Raw genomic sequence first — 17,677 nt, 5'->3', positions numbered from 1 at the left:
TAAGGTTATTTGGCGCAAGCTAAGGATCTTAATGTAGAATGGCCCGAGGTGCCACGCTTAAGTCAACAATTCTCCGATGAATGCTCAGATACAGATCATAAAAACCGCCCAAGGCCATATGGCGCTTTGCCAAGATACGCCAACGGCTATCACTCCGGCTTGGTTCTCGGTGGATTTTTGGCGCGCGAAAGAGGCTGTCGTCGGCTCATCCAAGGGCCGCTATACCACTTGGTTTGTCGCATCTGGCGCTAGCCATTGGGTATTACGCCACTATTGGCGTGGCGGCTTAATGGAGAAATTCAGTAAAGACGCTTACCTTTATACAGGCCTTGAAAATACCCGTGCCATGGGTGAGTTACGCTTATTAGACACTCTGTATCATGAAGATTTTGCCGTACCTAAACCCATTGCCGCCAATATAGTGCGCGACGGGTTATTTTACCGCGCCGATATTATTATCGAGCGAGTCGAAGGCGCCGAAGATTTAGTCGTTAAACTCAGCAAAGGGGCAATGAGTGCAGAGCAGTGGCAGGCCTTGGGCGCCACTATTGCTCAATTCCACCAGCGCGGCGTGTACCACGCCGATCTCAATGCCAAAAATATTCTGCTCCAGCCCGCACAGACTGAGCCAATGACGCCGGAGCGCTTCTATCTTATCGATTTTGACCGGGGCGAGCTAAAAACACCGCACCCGCAATGGCAAAAAGCCAATCTAGACAGACTGTTACGCTCCTTCCATAAAGAACAAGGCAAGCTGCCAAACCTTGCCTTTAACCTGGATAACTGGGCATCCCTAATGCAGGGCTACCAAGGGGCGATGACAAGCGCTTGATCCACTTGCCGAATTGACCAGTCGATTAAACCTTAATAAGGGATTGTGCCAGCGCAAATTGCCGCTGCAAAGCACCACGATTCGCCTCCACCACGGCCAGGCCAGCACTTGCCGCCTGTTGGCGTTGTGAAGGGGTTTCAAAGTATTGGATAAGATTTAGCCCTAGTTCCTGCGCTGAGCCAACAATCCGCAAACCACCCGCATCCGCCAGCATTTGGGTAATTTGGGCAAAGTCCCAGTGGTTTGGCCCCACCATCACAGGCACTCCCATAGCGACAGGCTCTAAGGGATTATGGCCGCCGTTTTCGATCAATGTCCCCCCAACAAAGGCTTGGTCTGCGGCGCCATAAAAGGTGAGCAGCTCGCCCATGGTATCGCCCACCAGCACTTGCGTCTTAGGCGTCAGGGGCTGATTTTCGCTGCGACGAACGAATTCAAAACCTTGGGCCGCAACCACTTGAGCAACGGCATTAAACTGTTCCGGATGACGCGGCGCAATAATCAATAGGGCATCGGGCCATTGCGCTAATACTTGCCTATGGGCTGTGAGCATAGCGTCAAATTCACCTGGATGTACGCTGCCCGCAACCCAAATCGGCGATGTTTCGCGCCCCCAAGTCTGACGCAGCAACTTAGCATTGGCTAAACGCTCGGGCGTGATACTGATATCGAACTTCAAGCTACCACAAACGGTTACCCTATCCGGTGACACTCCTAAGGCGATAAAGCGCTGCGCTTCCACTTGCGTCTGCGCCGCAATGATATCGAGCCGTTGTAGCATAGGCAGGCTGAGCTTGGGGCGCTTAGCATATTGCGCCGCCGATTTTGCCGACAGCCGAGCGTTGGCCAACATCAAACCCACACCCCGTTTAGCCGCAATCGCCACTAAATTTGGCCACAGCTCGGTCTCCATAATAATGCACCATTTAGGGGATAACTGGCGCAAAAACTGATTCACACACCAAGGCAGGTCGAAGGGGAGATAACAATGCTGCACTGAGTCACCAAAGGCTTTGCGTACCTCGGCCGATCCCGTAGGGCTACTGGTTGTGACTGTAATGCTCAATTCAGGGTGAGATTGCTGAATTAAGCGAATAAGCGGGATCGCCGCGAGCGTTTCCCCCATAGACACTGAGTGGATCAATAGATCCGTCGATTTAAGTGCCGTTAAGCCAAAACGCTCCCCCCAACGGCCAAGGTAATCAGGGCTTTTAATAGCACGAAACGCCAAATAGACAATGAGCAGAGGGGATAATAGATAAAGCAGCGCACTGTAAAAAAATCGATTCATAAAAAACGTGCTTATGGGTTTTGCCTGATGAATAGCGGCAATGTTAGCATAATAGCCATCACATTGAATTTTTGTTCGTTCATCAAATCAAACATTCGGTACGATTTAAATGAGGGATAATTTACCAGCAGTATGGCGGTCGTTGGTTAGCTTTCTCAATTACACTCGCAATTTGGATAACTTATGAAAACCCGCGACAAAATCATCTATGCCAGCCTGGAGCTATTCAATGAGCACGGCGAACGAAATATCACGACGAATCATATTGCCGCCCACTTAAATATGAGTCCCGGGAATCTTTATTACCATTTTCGCAATAAAGAAGACATTATTCGCTGCATTTTCAGCCTCTATGAAAATCACCTCGAATCAGGGTTCCAACCCTACGAAGGTAAACAGGTGGATGTGGAACTGTTAATTGGCTACTTCGATGCTATGTTCTACACCCTATGGCAATTCCGCTTTATGTACGCCAATCTTGCCGATATCCTCGCCCGTGATGGCGAGTTAAAAAAGCGCTATCTCCATGCCCAACAACAGGTTTTGACCCGTTCGAGCCAAGTGCTGCACCAGCTCAAACAGGATGGTTTTTTAAACGTCGATACCGACAAAATTACCCCGCTCGCGGATACCATCAAGATGATCGTTAGTTTTTGGATTGGCTATCAGCTCACTCAATCCAGTACTTCTACCATCACTAAAGCGACCCTTTACGAAGGTGTGTTAAGGGTGCTGATGATTTTCAAAGCCTATGCGACGCCGACTTCAGTCGCGACTTTTACACGCTTAGAGCAGCATTACCACGACCTAGCCAACCAAGAAGCCACCTAAATTTCCCCAAATCCTGCTACGGGAAACCCGCATTAGGTACTAGACTTAAGTCCAGTTATAGCACTGGTGCGGGCGGCCAAATCCATTAGGATAATCCTTTGCCAGCTAGATAACGAGCTCATCACTAAGCCACTCGAAAAGGTCAACAGCAGTATTTTCGAATGGCAACCGGCCGATGTTGCTCATTAGTTTTTATAATGTAAAAACAGCTTTACCCCTAAACTAATTTATCTGGCGAAGCTGCATGAAAAAAAGGCTGTAGGCCAATTAGGTTTAGAGTTAGAATGCCGCCACTCCCAGAATCAGAATAAAGTTAACTAAGGAGATATCAGGTGGCCTCTACCTCATTCTACGCACAGATTAATCAACAGCTTGCAGATATCAAAGCCGAAGGCTTATATAAAAGCGAACGCATTATTGCCTCACCGCAACAGACCGCCATTCAAGTTAATCACCAAGAAGTTATTAACTTTTGCGCTAACAATTATTTAGGCCTAGCGAATCATCCTGAACTTATTAAAGCTGCCCAGCAAGGTTTAGAGAGCCACGGCTTTGGTATGGCATCGGTGCGTTTTATTTGCGGCACCCAAGATATCCATAAAAAACTAGAGGCTAGCCTGAGCGAATTCCTCGGCATGGAAGATACTATCCTGTATTCCTCATGCTTCGATGCAAACGCCGGCCTATTCGAAACCCTATTAGATGCCGAAGATGCAATTATCTCCGACGCCTTAAACCATGCCTCAATCATCGATGGCGTACGTTTATGTAAAGCTAAGCGTTTCCGTTACGCCAACAACGATATGGCGGATTTAGAAACGCAACTGATCGCCGCCAAAGCCGCGGGTGCGCGCAATATCTTAATCGCCACCGACGGCGTGTTCTCCATGGATGGCGTGATTGCCAATCTTAAAGGCGTATGTGATTTAGCCGATAAATACGGCGCACTGGTGATGGTAGATGACTCACATGCCGTGGGCTTTGTCGGCCAAAACGGCCGCGGCTCACATGAGCACTGCGATGTGATGGGCCGTGTCGATATCATTACTGGCACCTTAGGCAAAGCCTTAGGCGGCGCATCGGGCGGCTTCACTTCGGGTAAAAAAGAAGTCATCGACTGGCTACGTCAACGCTCTCGCCCTTACCTGTTTTCTAACTCATTAGCGCCTTCGATTGTGACTGCGTCTATCCATGTGTTAGAGATGCTCAAATCCGGCCAAGCCCTGCGCGAAGCGGTATGGGAAAACAGCCGTTATTTCCGCGAAAAAATGTCAGCGGCAGGCTTTACCTTGGGCGGCGCCGACCATGCGATTATCCCAGTGATGATTGGCGATGCCAAACTGGCGAGCGATTTCGCTAACCGCTTATTAGCAGAACATATCTACGTGATTGGCTTCTCCTTCCCTGTAGTACCTAAGGGACAAGCCCGGATCCGTACGCAAATGTCGGCCGCCCACACCCGTGAGCAACTCGACAAAGCGATTGAAGCCTTTACCCGTATTGCCAAAGAAATGGCGATTATTTAGGACCCCATTTAGGACTAAAGAAGATGAAAGCACTAAGCAAGTTAAAAGCCGAGAAAGGCATTTGGTTAGTCGATGCGCCTAAGCCAGAGATGGGCCATAACGATCTACTGATCAAGATTAAAAAGACCGCGATTTGCGGCACCGACATGCATATCTACAACTGGGACGAATGGTCACAAAAAACCATTCCTGTACCTATGGTTGTCGGCCATGAGTATGTTGGCGAAGTGGTTGGTATCGGCCAAGAGGTTCGTGGTTTTAACATTGGTGACCGCGTATCGGGCGAAGGCCATATTACCTGCGGCCATTGCCGTAACTGCCGCGCGGGTCGCACTCATTTATGCCGTAACACCTCTGGTGTGGGTGTAAACCGTGAAGGTTCATTTGCTGAATACTTAGTGATCCCCGCCTTTAACGCCTTTAAAATCCCCGATGATATCAGCGATGATTTAGCGTCAATTTTCGACCCGTTTGGTAATGCCGTACATACCGCCTTGTCGTTCGATTTAGTCGGCGAAGACGTGTTGATCACAGGTGCAGGCCCAATCGGTATTATGGCGGCGGCCGTGTGTCGCCACGTAGGTGCGCGCCATGTGGTGATCACCGACGTCAACGAATACCGCTTAGAACTCGCCCGTAAGATGGGCGCCACCCGCGCAGTCAACGTATCGAAAGAAAACCTCAAAGACGTGATGAAAGAACTGGGCATGACCGAAGGGTTTGACGTAGGTCTTGAAATGTCTGGCGTACCATCGGCTTTCCACGGCATGTTAGATACCATGAACCACGGCGGCAAAATCGCTATGCTCGGTATTCCAGGTGGCGAAATGGCGATTGATTGGAGCAAAGTGATCTTCAAAGGTTTAGTCATTAAGGGCATCTACGGCCGCGAAATGTTCGAAACCTGGTACAAGATGGCAAGCCTTATCCAATCTGGCTTAGACATTTCTCCAATCATCACTCACCACTACAAGATTGATGATTTCCAACAGGGCTTCGAGGCTATGGGCTCGGGCCAATCGGGTAAAGTGATCCTCAGCTGGGATTAATCCCCAGCAGAGATAACTCATACCAAGATAGGGGCTGTACACTCGCCGCCCCTTGTTGCACACTTATCCCATCGCTTACCGTTTCTCAGCAATTTCAGGTTTTATTATGTCTTCCTTTAAACACCTAAGTGTTAATCAATTAGTGCAAATGACCGAGTCAAAGCCAGTACAAATCGTCGATATCCGCGATGGCAATAGCTTTGGCAACGGCCACATTGACGGTGCATTCAATTTAAATAACGAAAATCTAGCGCAATTTATTAGCCAAGCCGATATGGATAAGCCGCTGGTTGTGGTGTGTTACCACGGTAACAGCAGCCAAAATGCCGCGCAGTACCTCTGCGAGCAAGGCTTTGATGATGTCTACAGCCTAGATGGCGGCTTTAGCGCCTGGCATGGGGCGAATGCATGATAGAGATTGGCCGACTCCCCAACAGCAGAGCCGCGCAGGCATTTGTCGATTACCTTAAGGGTAAGCATATCGACTGCCAAATTGAGCCGCTGATGCAAGGAGTCGCCATCCTAGTTATCCACGACAAAGATGTAGAGCAAGCCCGCAAAGAGTTTACCCACTTTCTTGCTCATCCCTACGATAGCAAGTATCTACAGGCCTCCTGGGAACACGGCGATACTCATACTAAGCTCGATTATGGCGCACCGTCATTGCAGCTTTTTACCCAATTTATTACTGGTGCCGGTCCAATCACCTTAATCATATTTGCACTCTGTAGCGTTATTTTTGCGGCGATGAACTTAGGATTTGCGAACCCAACCTATGAAGCGCTGTCCTATTTTGGCGCGGTACCTAATGCAGATTTCAGCCAGTTCTGGCGCGTTTTCACCCCAAGCTTGCTGCACTTTTCGGCCATGCATATCATCTTCAATTTACTCTGGTGGTGGTATTTGGGCGGAAAAATCGAGACTCGAATAGGCACTGCGCCTCTGCTGATTTTATTGCTCGTGGCAGGGACTCTACCTAATATCGTTCAATACTATGTCAGTGGCCCTCACTTTGGCGGCCTATCCGGCGTCGTCTACGCTGTCGCAGGTTATACCTGGGTGATGGGAATGCGTAAACCTGCTGCGGGTATTGGTTTACCCCCTTCCTATATGGGCTTTATGTTGATTTGGTTAGCATTAGGCTTTACCGACGTGCTGGGTATTTCAGTCGCAAACGGCGCCCATATCGGCGGCCTAATTATCGGCTTAGCCCAAGGTTTGTTCGATAGCCGTAAAGCCACAAACTAAGCACCTCTGCGCCTGACCAAGATAACCACATAAAGCGTTATCTTGGCCCGATTGCGACACCACTTACTTTGCCAACTCCAGCACCTTGGCGACGAGCTTTTCGATACCAGAATGCGCCTCAGCAATATTCCCCGCGAGCATATAAGCGGGGGTACTGACTATCTTGTTCGCTTCATCTATTACAATATCGTGCACGGTTGCAGCTTGATGAACGCCGCCCATCAGATTAAATGCCGCGACAGTATCAACGTCATTACCAATCGTACCCTTCGCCCCGTGTCCATATAAGCGCGGGATCATCATAGGTGCGATACAGATAAAACCAACGGGTTTTTTAGCCAAGATAAACTCGTTGATAAAATCAGCCACTAAGGGGTTTACCTCACACTCGCTGCCATTAGTGGCAAAATTGCACAGATTTTTCGCCGCACCGAAGCCACCGGGGATGATCAAGGCATCAATTTCATCGATATCCAGCTCTGTGGTCGCTTTGACTTCTCCGCGGGCAATGCGTGCCGACTCCACCAAGACATTACGTTGCACCGACTTCTCTATCTCACCGGAAAAATGATTAACAACATGCATCTGCTGAATATCGGGGGCAAAACATTGGTAACTTGCGCCCGCCTTTGACAGGGACAATAAGGTTAAAACCGATTCATGGATCTCTGTTCCATCGAAAACACCGCACCCACTGAGTAACACTGCGATTTTTTTCATTAAAAATATCCTTCTTATGCCATTTGATTTTAACAAACCATAAACAAATTGGTTGATCTGATTAAAAATCGTGCTAACTTAATTCGTCGAATCTGACGGACGGTGAAAATTAAGCCAGCCTTAGATGTATTTTACGGAGTCAATAAAAAATCCACAAATCAGGAAGATTTTTCAAGAAACAGTATTGAACTCACACAAATATTTTATAAATATAAAAATCAACAACTTAAAAATATCGCACTAAGCCGTAAACAACGCCATAATTCACAGTTGACTTTTTCACTCACAGACTTATCCACAGGCTGAGAGTCAATTTGCCGTGGCTGAAATAGTGCATCTGTGGCATGCTAACCGCCATCTAAGTCATCGATAAACGAAAATTACCTATGCCGACTATTGCCAATAACCCACTTGTCCTTGTGGATGGATCTTCTTATTTGTACCGCGCCTATTATGCGCCTCCTCATCTGACAAACTCAAAGGGCGAAGCAACAGGAGCCGTTTATGGCGTAGTCAATATGCTCCGTAGTCTATTGACTCGTTACCAGCCCAGCCACATCGCCGTAGTATTCGATGCCAAAGGCAAGACTTTCCGTAATGACTTATACGGCGAATATAAAGCACATCGTCCCCCCATGCCCGATGATCTGCGTTCACAAATCGAACCCTTATATCGCATTATTCGCGCCTTAGGATTGCCGCTTATTTCTATACCAGGTGTTGAAGCCGACGATGTGATTGGAACCATCGCCCGCCAAGCAAGCCTCGAAAAACGCTCGGTATTAATAAGTACAGGCGATAAAGATATGGCGCAACTCGTGGATGACAATATCACGCTGATCAATACCATGACGGACACCATCATGGGGCCAGAAGAAGTTGCGGCTAAATATGGTGTTGGCCCAGATAGAATTATCGATTTCTTAGCGCTGATGGGCGATAAGGCCGATAACATCCCCGGCTTACCCGGTGTCGGCGAAAAAACCGCCTTAGCCATGCTCACAGGGGCTGGCAGTGTCGCCAATTTGCTTGCTGAGCCCGAAAAAGTCACCGAATTGGGCTTTAGGGGCGCAAAAACCATGGCGGCGAAGATCATTGAAAATGCCGACATGCTCAAACTTTCCTATGAACTTGCCACCATCAAAACCGATGTTGAACTCGAGCAAGACTGGCATGAACTCACAGTTAAACCTGCAGACAGAGATGAGCTGATCCAATGTTATGGTGAAATGGAGTTCAAACGCTGGTTAGCAGAAGTATTAGATAATAAGTCAATTACCCAAACCGCCGTCACCAATGTTGAAACAGAGGAAGCATCCGCCCCATCTGAAACACTTGAAACCCAATATGATTGTATTCTAACGGAAGCAGAATTAGACACTTGGATTGCTAAGCTTAAGCAGGCCGATTTAATGGCGGTGGATACCGAGACCACCAGCTTAGATTATATGGTGGCTGAGCTAGTCGGAATGTCATTTGCCGTCGAGGCGGGGAAAGCGGCCTATTTACCTTTGGCCCATAATTATGTTGGCGCCCCGACGCAAATCGATAAAAGTGTGGCGCTTGAAAAACTGCGCCCACTTCTTGAAGATCCAACGATCAAGAAAGTCGGCCAAAACCTTAAGTACGACATTAGCATCTTAGCCAATGCGGGTATTAAACTGCAGGGCGTCGCTTTCGATACCATGCTCGAATCCTATGTGTTTAACTCGGTCGCTTCGCGCCATGATATGGACGGCCTTGCACTTAAATACTTAGGCCATAAAAACATTGGTTTTGAAGATATTGCAGGCAAAGGCGCTAAGCAACTCACCTTCAATCAAATTCCGCTGGAAAACGCCGCGCCCTACGCCGCCGAAGATGCCGATATTACCCTACGCTTGCATCAGCACCTCTGGCCAAGGCTGGAAAAAGAAGCCGAGTTAGCCTCAGTTTTTACTGACATTGAATTACCTCTTATCCAAGTGCTCTCGGACATAGAACGCCAGGGCGTATTAATCGATAGCATGTTACTCGGACAACAGAGTGAAGAGTTGGCGCGTAAAATCGATGAACTAGAGTCTAAAGCCTATGATATTGCAGACGAAAAATTCAACTTAAGCTCGCCGAAACAATTGCAGGTGCTGTTTTTTGAAAAACTGGGCTATCCCATCACGAAAAAGACGCCAAAGGGCGCACCATCGACAGCTGAAGAAGTACTCGTCGAATTAGCATTAGACTATCCACTCCCCAAAGTCATTCTCGAACACCGGAGCCTGACTAAATTAAAGAGTACCTACACGGATAAACTGCCGCTGATGGTCAACGCCAAAACGGGCCGCGTGCACACAAGTTACCATCAAGCCAATGCCGCCACTGGGCGTTTATCCTCGAGCGAGCCTAATCTGCAAAATATCCCTATTCGTACAGAGGAAGGGCGCCGAATTCGCCAAGCCTTTATCGCACCGCAAGGTCGTAAAATACTCGCCGCCGACTACTCACAGATTGAGCTGAGGATCATGGCGCATTTATCCCAAGATGCAGGTTTACTCAAAGCCTTCGCCGAAGGTAAAGATATTCACAGAGCCACGGCTGCGGAAGTATTTGGTACCGACTTTGACGATGTGACAACCGAGCAACGCCGCCGCGCTAAAGCGGTCAATTTCGGCTTAATTTACGGTATGTCGGCCTTTGGGTTGGCACGTCAGCTCGATATTCCCCGCCACGAGGCCCAAACCTATATCGACACTTACTTTGCCCGCTACCCAGGTGTCTTAAAATATATGGAGGAAACCCGCGCCGGCGCCGCCGACTTAGGTTATGTCTCGACGTTATTTGGCCGCCGTCTCTACCTACCCGAAATCCGTGATCGTAATGCGATGCGCCGCCAGGCCGCCGAACGTGCCGCTATTAATGCGCCAATGCAAGGCACCGCCGCCGACATTATCAAGAAAGCCATGATCAACATTGCCAATTGGATAAAAACAGAAACCCAAGGCGAAATCGCCATGATCATGCAAGTGCACGACGAACTGGTCTTCGAAGTCGACGCCGACAAGGCTGAAATGCTCAAACTAAGAGTCTGTGAACTTATGGCCCAAGCGGCCAACCTAGATGTCGAGTTACTGGCCGAGGCGGGTATTGGTGATAACTGGGATCAGGCTCACTAACCCTCCGGCATCCAACAACCAAACTGATTGAACAGAAGATAAAGCTAACCTGAATGCAATTTATGAGTTCAGGTTAGCTCACTCGTATCTTAGCCAGCAGCGCTAGGCATTACCCTCGGCCACACAATCATCACCAAGCACTCATAGCCAAGCAGCCCAATGTATCTGGCGGCTCCTAATTCCGCGTCATCAATCGCAGGACACTCAAGTAGGTTGTATGTGCTCAAGAGTGCCATAACAGCTGTTCTCTCATGCGCACACTAAAACACTCAGCCGAATTTAGAGTAAAAACATTAAATCTCAAGAATTGATCTCTTTTGTATATAAGTTTCTTGCTACCCCGTTAAATCAGCCAATTAAGCCTCTTTTGTGAAATTATCAGATCAATTTGAGGCGTTTTTTCGCTCACAACCTGAGATCAAGCGCACATAATTACCTCGTTTTTGAAAAAACTGTTTTCCATTTAAAGATAAATAGCGTATTATTCTCTGCGTAGGGTACAGAGGTTAAGATGTTCTATCTTTCAGACCTTTATTTCACTTATAGTGATGAGCCAAATTCTGGCGCCTCAGCAACTTGTTTGCTGAGGCTTTTTTTTTGCTCTTTTTTTGAGTGAACGCATTTTTTAGAGTATTTACTTTAATAAAAGGTAAATCCAATGTATGCTGTCTTCATTGAGAACCGTTAAAGGTATTTAATGGTGCTTGAGTCTTGTTGAATTTAGCTTCTCCCCAAAAGAGCTAATATTTTTGGCCGATGACATAGCTATCGGCTATTTTTTTGCCTGTAATTTACAAGAGTGGCAGCAGGATAGATTGAGGAAAGGAAGGTTGGATAAGAGTAGAAGATGCACATACACAGCTAAATTTATGATTTAGGCTGTGTATGGGTTTTAGGCAATATATGTTGTTAATTCAACTATTCAGCACTACCTGCAGCATCTAATTCGTCGGCCAACCACTGAGGATGGCACCACTCATTCAGTATGCTCAGCACTTTAGGTTTTCCGGTGCCTTTAAGTGATGAAAACGGTTCTACTTGAACCCAATCACCAAAGTCAGTTAAGGCTTTACGGACTTCATTGACGGTTTTCATCTTAGCACTTTGTGCTAACTTATCTGACTTAGTTAACAGTGCCAATACAGGTATTTCGCTCGCTACCGCCCACTCTATCATCTGCATATCCAGATCTTTGAGCGGGTGACGGATATCCATTAACACAACAACACCACTTAAGCAGGCACGCTTCTGTAAATATTCACCAAGTGCTTGTTGCCATTTATTTTTCATCGCCAATGGCACCTGCGCAAAACCATAACCAGGCAAATCCACTAAACGACGCTGCGCATCCAACTCGAATACGTTAATAAGCTGAGTTCGACCAGGGGTTTTACTGGTTCTTGCTAAGCTTTTTTGCTCAGTTAATGCATTGAGTGCACTTGATTTTCCGGCATTTGAGCGACCAGCAAAAGCAATCTCAACTCCAACGTCACCGGGCAGATATTGATCCAAATGTGCAATGTCAGGTGCACTAATTAAAAACTTCGCCCTGCGAAAATCTATATGAGATTCAGTCACTATTTACTCCAAAATATTTTCTGCGCAATACCATAATTAATGAAGAATTGCTTACTTTTCCACGTTTTCGTGTAAAATATTACCCCGATCACATTAAACATATTTTACCACGCTTGCGGGTCACCCTAGTAAGCTCAGGATAATAATCTTAACCAGAAGTTGGAACGCCATGAAAAAGTTAGCTCTTGCGCTGTCTGTTGTAGTTGCCGCCATATCTTCACCTGCGATTGCAGAAGGTAATGCTGAAGCGGGAAAAACTAAAATTATCGTTTGCTCTGCCTGCCATGGTATGGACGGTAACAGTATGATCGATATGTATCCTAAGCTTGCGGGCCAACACGCCACTTACCTGCAAAAGCAACTACATGACTTCCGTAGTGCCGCACAAACTGGTGGCAAAGATGGCCGTATGGATCCTATCATGGGTGGCATGTCGATTGCTCTAAGCGATCAGGATATTCTCGATATTGGCGCATATTTCTCAAGCCAAACTTTACAAGTCGCAGAAGTGAAAGATGTACCAGAGCTTGGCGCCAAGTTGTACAAAGGTGGAGATGTTTCGCGTGGTATTACAGCATGTATGGCATGCCATGGTCCTGATGGTAAAGGCGCAGAGCTTGCTGGCTTCCCCGCTTTAGCTGGCCAACACGCTAACTATATCAAAATCCAACTGACTAAGTTCCGCGATGCGGGCCGTAATAACGATCTCAACGGCATGATGCAAGATGTCGCGAAAAAGTTAAGCGACAGCGACATTGACGCCCTTTCTAAATATCTGTCTAGCTTGAAATAACACTCAGGTGCGTAGCTCAGTCCCTTTTAGTCAAAGAGATTGAGTGAGCACCAGACCCGCAAGGATGGTTTATAGCCTAAACCATCCTTGCGGTCATTTCCCCCTCCCATTCTGCCAGTCCGCTTTGAGTCATATTTATCCGTAAACACGTATCGCTAGCAGTTCTCCCCCCCCTACAACCTTGTACCACCAGCCAAACACCAAAAGTCATTTCATAAATAATCACATGTTTATACCCAAACAACCGAAAGGTGCAGAATTCAGCGTGAACTTAACGCACTTTAAGATAAAGAGTGCTGTACACACCCGATGAAAATTGGGATGTTTTTGCAGAAACGACGGCATTATCATTAGGTTCACACTAGCATGTTTACGTTGACGTAAACTGATTAAGATTCCTGCTTGACATAGATCACAGATTTGGGGTTTAATAAGCCCCGTACCGAGATAAACCCATCTGTTTGTACAAAAAGATTAATAATAACTTGCAGATTTCGGTATAATTAACATTCAAGATATAAGAATAAATATATTCAATAACAATAATATAATTAAGACCACTCTCTAATAATAATAAGAGTCGTGATTTCAAGTTGAAATCCAGGTCAGTACATTTTTGTAAGGGATGGCCGATAACGCCAATTTGCGCTAAGCAAAACGCCTTACACTCAGGGTAACTTGCCCCATCAGGACACAGTTTGAATGATTCAAATTGTAGCAAAGGAAGCTAATAAGCTTAGGATGCACTGGCTGGAAGCTTGTTATCACTGGAAGGTACTTTAAGCAACATGGATGGTTAACTGAACGTCAATGATGACGCTGCTATACAAGATGTGTCTTGAGACCATCTACGGAAACTGTGGTCAGGATGGCGACAGAAAATAAATTAAGTGTCTGGAAGACCGATAACTAAAATGTTGCAGGGAAAGCAGTAAAAAAAAGAAGGATACCGACCGGGAAAGTCGCATAGCAAGTATGGATACTTGGAATCAGGATAAGGTGCTAGATGCACCCTTTGTAAGGCGGCAGTTTAACTGCCGCCTTTTTCTTTATTGTCATTTGCAATCCACAGCTGTGCCGAAAATGTGCACTAATCCAATATAATTGGTACAATCAACGCCTTAATAATCTTTCTAGCTGACTCAATGCGCAGATGCCCCCTTTGTCATAACAGCCAAACTTATATACTCCTTCAGGATAAAAAACGGAGTTTTTATGTTTGTATGACTTGCGGGTTAACCTTTGCAGATGCCAGTAGCCATCTTCCCCCCGCAGCAGAAAAACAAAGATATGGCCGCTCTAGGGTCGCATCTAAACAGCGGCAATTATCACAGTTTATTTTGCCTCTATTAGAACAGCTGCAATATCAGCAAGCCGGCAGCTTATTAGGACTCAATTTTGGCCGCATACTCGATCAAACGAGTCTGGCCACCATCGAATCCGCGGGACATACCCTGAATCAATACGACCCTTTTTTTGCGCCGGATCACGACACCCTAAAACAAGAATATGATTTTATCTGTTGCTACCGAGTTTTTGAGCATTTTCAGTACCCCATCAAAGAATGGAGTCTACTCACTCGTTTACTCCGGCCAGGCGGCTGGTTAGCGATCAGTACGCCTTTATTAGTTGATTTGGAAGGGTTTGCTAAGTGGCACTATAAGAACAATCTTACCCATGTGAGTTTCTACCAAAGGCAAACCTTTGAGCACTTAGCCCAAAATAGTCATTTTGAACTATTATTTGCCGCGAAAGACCTCGTTTTGATGCAAAAAACATCATAATCTGGTATAACACCCGACCTAATTTAGCACCTTGTTGATAGGGTGATTCCATATCTGCAAGGCCACACGTTGTAAACAATTGAGAAAACCATGTCTCGTAGCAAGAAAACACGCAAGGGCGGCGAGAACAGCCCGAAGTTACAGCCAAGAGTGAAGAAGCAAGATCGCGCTGTAGCCACAGGCAAACGTAAAGAATCGGGCAATAAATCAGGCAGTCGTCATAACGAAGGCCTTATCTTGGCTCAAGCGCCCCAGCAAAATGCGGCGCAAAAAAAGGATCCGCGCCATGGCAGTAAAAAGCCTGTGGCTTTAGCGATTCCGGTGGTGGCTGATACAGTTCAGACGGCGAAGGTTAAACAGCCTAAATTAACCGATGAGCAAAAACTGCTGAAACTCGAAGAAGATCCAAGACTGAACCAGTTACTCGATATGCTGGAAGAAGGTCGAGATCTCAACGATGCAGATCAAAAATGGTTAGATCAACAGCTGAATAAGATTGAAGCTCTGATGATTAAGTTAGGTATTAGTGACGATATCGATGATGATGCACCCTCATCATCCTCTAAGTCCTTGTCTGACGATGAGTTATTCGACAAATTCGAATCGGGCGCTGACTTACTAAAAGATTATCAAGACAAGTTCTAAACCTCTCAGTGCTAGGGCATAGGGGTCTCAGTTTTTTAGCTGTGCTCCCTATGCCATTCAGATAAGGAGTCTTTGTGTCTACGGCCATTGTCATTCTCGGTTTTATCATCATAGTAGTGCTAAGTAGCTACGCCACTTACTTACTCTTAAAGTTGCAACGGCAAAAAAAGCGACAGCAAGCAGCCCTTGTGGAACGTGAAGCCGTAGCAAATGCAAAACGCGCCCAAGTTTTAGATGATATTCGCTATATCGCTACAGCTATGATTGAAGACCGCTGTGAGATCTCCGAAGGCGTGGTCAGAATTGGGCGATTATTTGAAATTTTATCCCTGAGTGAACGGGTCGCACCTGAGTTTCCCGCATTATTCCAACACTTTGAGTTAATTAAAGATCATCCTATCATGGAGGCTCGTCAAGCCTTGCCTAAGCAGGAAAGGATGAAATTAGACTTGATCAGAATGAAGTCAGAAGCCGCATTAGAGCAAGGCATTAGTGATGATGCGAAAAAACTGTCGGCGTACCAACCCAAAGCGATGCATTAAACAAATGAATTTCTAGACTTCAAGACCACTTATGCTGTGGTTTTGAAGTCATCTAGACAAAGCTCGTACCAATCTTACGCCCCTCCTCCCGTGAGCCTGCGCACAAAACCGCCAAATACCGACAGACAAGCGTACTTTTTTGATAGATATTGCGTAACTTCTAAAAAGACAGACGTCATTTTTACAACATAGATCAAGGTTATTTACCAAAGAACCTTGCATACTTCGCTTGTTGCTAATTTACCCTCGGAGGACACGCCTTGAAGCAGCCCACTCAGATTAGCTGGGATCAATCGATGATCGAAAAATATAACTACAGCGGTCCCCGTTATACGTCTTACCCAACGGCGCTCGAGTTCGATGACTCATTCACCGAACAGAACCTGCTGACGGCCATTGAAAATAGCAAAAGCGATAAACTGTCGCTGTATATTCATATCCCATTCTGCGCCAAGCTTTGTTATTACTGCGGCTGCAATAAAGTCATCACCCGCCACCAACATAAAGCCGATCAGTACATTGAATATTTAAGCCAAGAAATTATCAAACGTGCGCCCCTGTTTAAACATTACAGCGTGACCCAAATGCATTGGGGCGGCGGCACACCAACCTTCTTAAATCCAGAGCAAATTCTTAAGCTTACCGCTTTAATCAAGGCCAATTTTAACTTTGCCGCTGAAGGTGAGTTTTCGATTGAAGTCGATCCTCGCGAAATTGAACTTTCAATGCTCGACACTTTGAAAGAAGCAGGCTTTAACCGAATTTCTATCGGTGTCCAAGACTTTAATAAAGAAGTGCAAATTGCCGTTAATCGCGAACAAGACGAGCAATTTATCTTCGACTTGATGGCCAAAGCGAAAGCCATGGGCTTTGTGTCGACCAACATAGATTTAATCTATGGCTTGCCACACCAAACGCCAGAAACCTTTGCAGCGACTATGCAGCGTGTTTTAGATTTGTCCCCTGACCGTCTGTCGGTATTTAACTATGCTCACTTACCTGCGCGCTTTGCCGCTCAACGTAAGATCAAAGACGAGCATTTACCTTCACCAAAGCAAAAACTCGAAATGTTGCACCAAACGATCGAGACCTTAACTGGCGCCGGTTACCAATATATCGGCATGGACCACTTTGCTAAACCCGATGACGAGTTAGCCAAGTTACAACGCGAAGGCAAACTGCACCGCAACTTCCAAGGTTATACCACCCAAGAAGAATGTGATTTATTAGGTCTTGGCGTGTCGTCTATCAGTCAAATTGGCGACTGTTACGCGCAAAATCAAAAAGATATCCGTCCTTACTATGAAGCCATAGATAAAGACGGCCATGCTTTGTGGAAAGGTTGTAGCCTGAACCGCGATGATGAAATCCGCCGTGTTGTGATTAAACAGCTGATTTGCCACTTCGATTTAGATATGGCGAAAATGGATGAAAAACTGGGAATTCAGTTTGAAGAATACTTCGCTGAAGACTTGAAACTACTACAAACCTTTATCGACGATAAATTAGTTGAAGTGGTCGACAGAAAAATCACTATCAGCCCAACGGGCCGCCTACTGATCCGTAATATCTGTATGTGCTTCGACCTTTACTACCGTCAAAAAGCGCGTCAGCAACAGTTCTCCCGCGTGATCTAACGCTTAGCGAAAATCCAATAAAAAATCCGACTTAAGGTCGGATTTTTTTATT

Annotated in this window: 15 protein-coding genes; 12 read left to right on the top strand and 3 right to left on the bottom strand. The window is 46.3% G+C overall.

Translation table 11 applies throughout. The features are described from left to right. Positions 1 to 76: 76 nt before the first annotated feature. Positions 77 to 832, top strand: coding sequence for a 3-deoxy-D-manno-octulosonic acid kinase (locus JFT56_RS00290; RefSeq protein WP_198781810.1), 756 nt, complete (start codon positions 77 to 79; stop codon positions 830 to 832). Between the two features lie 25 nt (positions 833 to 857). On the opposite strand, the gene waaA is transcribed toward JFT56_RS00290, so the two are convergent. Further along, positions 858 to 2,123 carry a lipid IV(A) 3-deoxy-D-manno-octulosonic acid transferase gene (waaA, locus tag JFT56_RS00285; protein WP_198781809.1) on the bottom strand — a complete coding sequence of 422 codons (1,266 nt, stop codon included), beginning with the start codon at positions 2,121 to 2,123 and terminating at the stop codon, positions 858 to 860. 183 nt (positions 2,124 to 2,306) lie between these two features. Between waaA and JFT56_RS00280 the strand changes: the two genes are divergently transcribed. The 5 genes from JFT56_RS00280 to glpG all read left to right on the top strand — a co-directional run bounded on the left by JFT56_RS00280 (position 2,307) and on the right by glpG (position 6,777). Next, positions 2,307 to 2,954 (top strand): TetR/AcrR family transcriptional regulator, encoded by a 648-nt coding sequence (locus tag JFT56_RS00280; protein WP_198781808.1) that lies wholly within the window; start codon positions 2,307 to 2,309, stop codon positions 2,952 to 2,954. A gap of 332 nt (positions 2,955 to 3,286) precedes the next feature. Then, on the top strand, positions 3,287 to 4,480 hold the full coding sequence (locus JFT56_RS00275) for a glycine C-acetyltransferase (RefSeq protein ID WP_198781807.1): 1,194 nt from the start codon (positions 3,287 to 3,289) through the stop codon (positions 4,478 to 4,480). Between the two features lie 23 nt (positions 4,481 to 4,503). Further along, the gene (tdh, locus tag JFT56_RS00270) at positions 4,504 to 5,529 is read left to right on the top strand and encodes an L-threonine 3-dehydrogenase (RefSeq protein ID WP_198781806.1); all 1,026 of its coding nucleotides are present in this window, start codon (positions 4,504 to 4,506) and stop codon (positions 5,527 to 5,529) included. Between the two features lie 106 nt (positions 5,530 to 5,635). Then, positions 5,636 to 5,941 (top strand): thiosulfate sulfurtransferase GlpE, encoded by a 306-nt coding sequence (glpE, locus tag JFT56_RS00265; RefSeq protein ID WP_198781805.1) that lies wholly within the window; start codon positions 5,636 to 5,638, stop codon positions 5,939 to 5,941. Beyond that, positions 5,938 to 6,777 carry a rhomboid family intramembrane serine protease GlpG gene (gene glpG, locus JFT56_RS00260; RefSeq protein ID WP_198781803.1) on the top strand — a complete coding sequence of 280 codons (840 nt, stop codon included), beginning with the start codon at positions 5,938 to 5,940 and terminating at the stop codon, positions 6,775 to 6,777. Before glpE ends, glpG begins: the two co-directional genes overlap by 4 nt. 63 nt (positions 6,778 to 6,840) lie before the next feature. Here glpG and elbB read toward each other — a convergent pair whose 3' ends face one another. Beyond that, positions 6,841 to 7,497, bottom strand: coding sequence for an isoprenoid biosynthesis glyoxalase ElbB (gene elbB, locus JFT56_RS00255; RefSeq protein WP_198781802.1), 657 nt, complete (start codon positions 7,495 to 7,497; stop codon positions 6,841 to 6,843). Positions 7,498 to 7,883: 386 nt separating this feature from the next. Between elbB and polA the strand changes: the two genes are divergently transcribed. After that, positions 7,884 to 10,646, top strand: coding sequence for a DNA polymerase I (gene polA / locus JFT56_RS00250; protein ID WP_198781801.1), 2,763 nt, complete (start codon positions 7,884 to 7,886; stop codon positions 10,644 to 10,646). Positions 10,647 to 11,564: 918 nt separating this feature from the next. Here polA and yihA read toward each other — a convergent pair. Further along, on the bottom strand, positions 11,565 to 12,224 hold the full coding sequence (gene yihA / locus JFT56_RS00245; RefSeq protein WP_198781800.1) for a ribosome biogenesis GTP-binding protein YihA/YsxC: 660 nt from the start codon (positions 12,222 to 12,224) through the stop codon (positions 11,565 to 11,567). Between the two features lie 169 nt (positions 12,225 to 12,393). Between yihA and JFT56_RS00240 the strand changes: the two genes are divergently transcribed. From JFT56_RS00240 to hemN, 5 genes are all read left to right on the top strand, one after another. Continuing rightward, positions 12,394 to 13,017 carry a c-type cytochrome gene (locus JFT56_RS00240; RefSeq protein ID WP_198781799.1) on the top strand — a complete coding sequence of 208 codons (624 nt, stop codon included), beginning with the start codon at positions 12,394 to 12,396 and terminating at the stop codon, positions 13,015 to 13,017. Between the two features lie 1,145 nt (positions 13,018 to 14,162). Continuing rightward, a complete protein-coding gene (locus JFT56_RS00235; RefSeq protein WP_198781798.1) occupies positions 14,163 to 14,801 on the top strand; it encodes a class I SAM-dependent methyltransferase in 639 nt (212 codons plus the stop codon). Positions 14,802 to 14,891: 90 nt separating this feature from the next. Next, entirely contained in the window at positions 14,892 to 15,446 is a 555-nt protein-coding gene (gene yihI / locus JFT56_RS00230; RefSeq protein ID WP_198781796.1) for a Der GTPase-activating protein YihI, read from the top strand. A 74-nt stretch (positions 15,447 to 15,520) separates the two neighbouring features. Further along, positions 15,521 to 15,988 carry a DUF2489 domain-containing protein gene (locus tag JFT56_RS00225; protein WP_198781794.1) on the top strand — a complete coding sequence of 156 codons (468 nt, stop codon included), beginning with the start codon at positions 15,521 to 15,523 and terminating at the stop codon, positions 15,986 to 15,988. Positions 15,989 to 16,284: 296 nt separating this feature from the next. Then, positions 16,285 to 17,625, top strand: a complete 1,341-nt coding sequence (gene hemN, locus JFT56_RS00220) for an oxygen-independent coproporphyrinogen III oxidase (protein WP_233095556.1) — start codon at positions 16,285 to 16,287, stop codon at positions 17,623 to 17,625. Positions 17,626 to 17,677 lie beyond the last annotated feature (52 nt).

It is taken from the genome of Shewanella putrefaciens (assembly GCF_016406305.1).
Classification (GTDB): Bacteria; Pseudomonadota; Gammaproteobacteria; order Enterobacterales; family Shewanellaceae; genus Shewanella; species Shewanella putrefaciens_C.
This window is presented reverse-complemented; position numbering and strand designations above follow the sequence as displayed.

Bases quoted from the DNA above. Each gene is read 5' to 3' on its own strand.
- JFT56_RS00290 (WP_198781810.1), top strand. From the start codon at position 77: ATGAATGCTCAGATACAGATCATAAAAACCGCCCAAGGCCATATGGCG.
- waaA (WP_198781809.1), bottom strand. From the start codon at position 2,123: ATGAATCGATTTTTTTACAGTGCGCTGCTTTATCTATTATCCCCTCTG.
- JFT56_RS00280 (WP_198781808.1), top strand. From the start codon at position 2,307: ATGAAAACCCGCGACAAAATCATCTATGCCAGCCTGGAGCTATTCAAT.
- tdh (WP_198781806.1), top strand. From the start codon at position 4,504: ATGAAAGCACTAAGCAAGTTAAAAGCCGAGAAAGGCATTTGGTTAGTC.
- glpE (WP_198781805.1), top strand. From the start codon at position 5,636: ATGTCTTCCTTTAAACACCTAAGTGTTAATCAATTAGTGCAAATGACC.
- glpG (WP_198781803.1), top strand. From the start codon at position 5,938: ATGATAGAGATTGGCCGACTCCCCAACAGCAGAGCCGCGCAGGCATTT.
- elbB (WP_198781802.1), bottom strand. From the start codon at position 7,497: ATGAAAAAAATCGCAGTGTTACTCAGTGGGTGCGGTGTTTTCGATGGA.
- polA (WP_198781801.1), top strand. From the start codon at position 7,884: ATGCCGACTATTGCCAATAACCCACTTGTCCTTGTGGATGGATCTTCT.
- JFT56_RS00240 (WP_198781799.1), top strand. From the start codon at position 12,394: ATGAAAAAGTTAGCTCTTGCGCTGTCTGTTGTAGTTGCCGCCATATCT.
- JFT56_RS00235 (WP_198781798.1), top strand. From the start codon at position 14,163: ATGCGCAGATGCCCCCTTTGTCATAACAGCCAAACTTATATACTCCTT.
- yihI (WP_198781796.1), top strand. From the start codon at position 14,892: ATGTCTCGTAGCAAGAAAACACGCAAGGGCGGCGAGAACAGCCCGAAG.
- hemN (WP_233095556.1), top strand. From the start codon at position 16,285: ATGATCGAAAAATATAACTACAGCGGTCCCCGTTATACGTCTTACCCA.